Source organism: Parvibaculum sp. (assembly GCF_035511255.1).
GTDB lineage: Bacteria > Pseudomonadota > Alphaproteobacteria > Parvibaculales > Parvibaculaceae > Parvibaculum.
In genome coordinates, this window is record NZ_DATKFR010000125.1 from 1 (window position 1) to 3915 (window position 3915).

The 3915-nt window shown below is 62.0% G+C and carries 6 protein-coding genes; 4 read left to right on the forward strand and 2 right to left on the reverse strand.

The features are described 5' to 3' along the window. Together VMR03_RS04355 and VMR03_RS04360 are read right to left on the reverse strand one after the other, a co-directional pair. The coding region (locus VMR03_RS04355; RefSeq protein WP_325402641.1) for an SDR family NAD(P)-dependent oxidoreductase at positions 1-362 on the reverse strand (362 nt) is incomplete at its 3' end. A gap of 11 nt (positions 363-373) precedes the next feature. Beyond that, the gene (locus VMR03_RS04360; protein WP_325402643.1) at positions 374-1393 is read right to left on the reverse strand and encodes a fatty acid desaturase; all 1020 of its coding nucleotides are present in this window, start codon (positions 1391-1393) and stop codon (positions 374-376) included. Between the two features lie 135 nt (positions 1394-1528). Between VMR03_RS04360 and VMR03_RS04365 the strand changes: the two genes are divergently transcribed. The 4 genes from VMR03_RS04365 to VMR03_RS04380 all read left to right on the forward strand — a co-directional run. After that, positions 1529-1909, forward strand: a complete 381-nt coding sequence (locus VMR03_RS04365; RefSeq protein WP_325402645.1) for a hypothetical protein — start codon at positions 1529-1531, stop codon at positions 1907-1909. Positions 1910-1979: 70 nt separating this feature from the next. Beyond that, positions 1980-2648: a formyltransferase family protein gene (locus VMR03_RS04370; protein ID WP_325402647.1), complete on the forward strand. Its 669-nt coding sequence runs from the start codon at positions 1980-1982 to the stop codon at positions 2646-2648. Positions 2649-2914: 266 nt separating this feature from the next. After that, positions 2915-3211 (forward strand): hypothetical protein, encoded by a 297-nt coding sequence (locus VMR03_RS04375; RefSeq protein ID WP_325402649.1) that lies wholly within the window; start codon positions 2915-2917, stop codon positions 3209-3211. Between the two features lie 24 nt (positions 3212-3235). Beyond that, the coding region (locus VMR03_RS04380; protein ID WP_325402651.1) for a YkgJ family cysteine cluster protein at positions 3236-3915 on the forward strand (680 nt) is incomplete at its 3' end.

A 3915-nucleotide genomic window follows, 5' to 3' on the forward strand; every position in this document is an offset into this window, starting at 1 on the left:
CATAGGAAGACGGATTTGAGATCGGTGTCGATCATCGCATCCCAGTCTTCTTCCGTGGTTTCGAGAAAGGGCTTCACCTGCGAAATGCCGGCATTGTTGACAAGTACGTCGAGTCGGCCGGCTTTTCTCACCAGCCGCTCCACCATACCCTCCACGGCGGCGGCTACGCGAACGTCCGCCTCGCATTCGATCAGCTTTCCGGGCAGGCTGCGCAACGCATCCGCCATCTCGGCAAACTCCGCCGACTGATCGAGGTGATTTACGCCTACCGTCGCGCCTTCCCGAAGAAAGGCTTCCGCCGTGGCGCGGCCGATACCCGTGACCGCGCCCGTAACGAGTACCGCCTTACCGGAGAATTCCATCGCCTTGCCGCTCACACGACGGTCAGGAAGGAGACGCCATGGACGCCGAGAAACGCGTCGGCGCGACGGGGCCCTTCGCCGATCGAGCCTGCGTCGAGGGCTTCGATACGCTTGACGCGATTGGCATGAAACGAATGCCACAGCTCGCTATAGGGCAGCACCTGCGGCGCATCCGCGGGATAGGTCTGGCGATGGATTTCCGGAAGCTTGTACCAGGGCACGGAAGGCGCGTCGTGATGCACGGAGTGATAGCCGAAATTCAGATTGAGCAGGTTGAGCCAAGGGTAGCGCACCGAAATGAGGTTCGAGTAAGTGTGGTGCAGATCGTAATCGTCGCCGCTCCGCCCTTCGCGCGAGATCTTTTCATTCGCGTCGCCGACAAGAAAAAACTCATAGGCATGGGCATAGGCGTCGGCAATGAAGAGCTCGGTGAGGAAGATCATATAGGCGACCGCGTAGCCCAGCAGCGCCCATGGGCTCAGCATGAAAAGGAAGACGAAGAACGCTCCGCGGGTGAGCCCCACGAAGATCGCGCGCGACCGCTCCGAAGCGAATTCCCGCTTGATGAACGGCCGCGCCACCACCTGATAATGCATGATGAGCTCAACCGCCGGGACGTAGCACCACTCCAGCGCGTAGACGAGGCTGCGCAACCAGCCCGGTGCGGTCTTCAGAAAGACACGCGGATCGAATAGCGCAAGATCGGCACGATCGACATGATGGCGCATGTGCATGCGCACGATACGGCCGATAGGTGCATAGGCTCCTCCGCAGAACCACGACAGCATTTCGGCGACCGCGACCGTGACCTTGCGGCTCCTGAATATGGCCATGTGAGCGAGGTCGTGGATCATGTAGGCGGCGACGATCAGCGAATGGGCGACGAGGAGCGTGCCCCCGATCCACGCGATCGGGCCGCCAAGCGTCAGCAGGGCGATGCCGGAGACATGCGCGACGGCGATATAGGAGAAGGCGAGCATATTCGGAATCGCGCCATCGCTGTGACGCCAGAAGGTGGACCGTGATGACATGGCAAAGCCCCATATGACAGAAAGCGGCAACGTTCCAACCATAGCGCAAATACATATGATTTTACCACTATTTTTGTCTCTTTTTTTATTGCTTGTTTTGTGAGCATATGGACGAAATATCGGCAGGCGGAAAACATGAAAAAGTCCACGAAGTCGGCGGAACGCGATCGGCAGCGCCACAAATTCGTTCAGGCGTTGAACGCCATGGACGGCACATGGGTGCGCTTCCTGCGGGACAAGGACATCCTGGATATCAATTATTCGGATCTCTATACGGGCCTCTGGGCCGCCGAAGCACCGTTGCGCAAACAGGAAGCCCTGCTTCTCATGCGCCATCTCAGCCCGCAGACGGCCAAGAAATATCTCGATAACGCAATCGCCAAGGGGCTCATCGTCGAGCTGCCGGACCCGAGCGACGGGCGCGCCAAGCTGATCGCGCTCTCCCAGGACCTCAAGGGCCGGCTCGAAGATTTCTTCGACAATGCGATCGAAATTTTCCGCAAGGCGCTGACGTAAAGGACCGCCAGCGCCGACGGAATCTCAACCGGTCGCCGTTGAGAGCCGGAAGCTCTCACGAGGTACGACCGTGTTCGACAAGCTGGTGCTGCTCGCCGACGAGGCGGAGCAGACCTATCTCTCGCGATCGTTGACGCGCTGGAATGGCGATCTCGACATCATACCTGTCGCAACCGGCCCATCATTGACACGGCTCGCCCCGAATGTCCTTGCGCGGGCCCGGCTGATCGCTTTCGCCACCCCCGTCGTCGTTCCGGCTCCCATACTCGATGCGCTCGGCTATGGAGCTTACAATTTTCATCCAGGCCCGCCCGAATATCGCGGCTGGTATCCACATTGCTTTGCCGTTTACGAGAACGCCGCGCATTTCGGCGTCACGGCTCATGCGATGGCAAGGCGCGTCGATTCCGGCCCCATCGTCGGACTCGAACGGTTCGACATTCCGCCCGGAAGCGATGCCGGCGCGCTGGGAGAACAGGTTTATGCCGCTCTTCTCGCGCTCTTTGCTCGGCTCGCGCAGCCGCTTGCGGCCGAAGCGGGACTACTCCCGCACATGTCCGCGCAATGGGGCCCCCGTATCACGACGCGCCGCGACTTCGCCGCCATGTGCAGGATTTCATTCGACATGCGGCCTGAGGAGATTCGCAGGCGCATCCGCGCCTTCGGTTCCGGCGACGGGATATCTCGGCCCGGCCTCGAACTTCACGGCCACCACTTCACATATGCCGCTCAGGGCTGAGGCCGACGGAAACGACGCGAGGCCAATCCAAAGACGTCCGCCCGACCATGAAGTCTCGTCTTGCGGTTGTTCAGCAATGGTTCATTTTGCGTACCGCACGATGGCCATGATCTCAGGCGGCGGCCCTTTCGCTCTGGCCCGCCCCCCTTTTGTAGAGTAGTTTGTATACGGTCTTGATAGCGGCATGTGCTTTGCGGGCGCCGCCCCGGCGTTTCGGCGGGGTCTGAACAGCGACGACCCCGAACCTCCCAGAAGGATTCCGGTTCATGCGCAAGACAGCGATATTCCTCGCCGGCATGGCAGCTTTCGACCTCGGCGTAATGGTCGTGCCGGCTTATGCGGCCGACAAGGCCGACACCTTCTACCTCAAGCACAATGCAACGACCGCGCAGCCGGCGCCGGCCTCCGGCGGAGCCTTGAAGGTCACCTTCTCGGATATCATGATCTCCTCGCTCAAGCTCGACGGGGCGAGCCCGGAAAAGGCCTGCGGCGACCGGAAGGGAACGCTGGTCATGAAGGAAGGTCAGCAGTACTGCCGCGTGCCCGTGACCGGTTCCAAATGACCCCTTAGAAACGACGCAACCCCCGTGGCCACCACGCCACCTCAGCCCGACGAAACGCCCCGGCTTTGCCTGACTGCGGGCGATCCTGACCTTCAGACGTTGATCGTCGGCAAGGTCACGCTCGTCTTGGGCGGAGAGCCCGTCCCGGTCGAGCTGACGGTCCCGAGCGGGCCGGTATCCGAGCAGGATTTGCTGCCGGTGCTGCAGGGCCTTAGTTCGCACCTCGCCGAGCGCGGGGCCGCGCGTGCCGAGGGCCAGGGGCGGACGATTTCATGCCGTGCCGGATGCGGCGCCTGCTGCCGCCAACTTGTACCCGTGGCGATTTCCGAGGCGCGGGCGCTCGTCGAACTGATCGAGGCCATGCCCGAGCCGCGACGCTCCGAGGTCCGCGACCGTTTCGACGACGCCGTGGCCTCCCTGGATGCAGCGGGCATTCTCGATCGCCTGAACCGGATGGACGAGCCGGCGGAAACGCTCGCCCTGGATTACTTCCGCGCCGGCGTGCCGTGCCCCTTCCTCGAAGCGGAGGCCTGCTCGATCCATCCGCATAGACCGCTGATCTGCCGCGAATATCTGGTCACCTCGCCGGCGGAAAATTGCAGCGACCCATCGGGCGACACCATCGAGCGGATATCGATCGACGGCCGGCCCTCGCGGGCGCTGTTCCAGGGAGACGCGCCGCGGACATGGACGCCTCTGGTCCT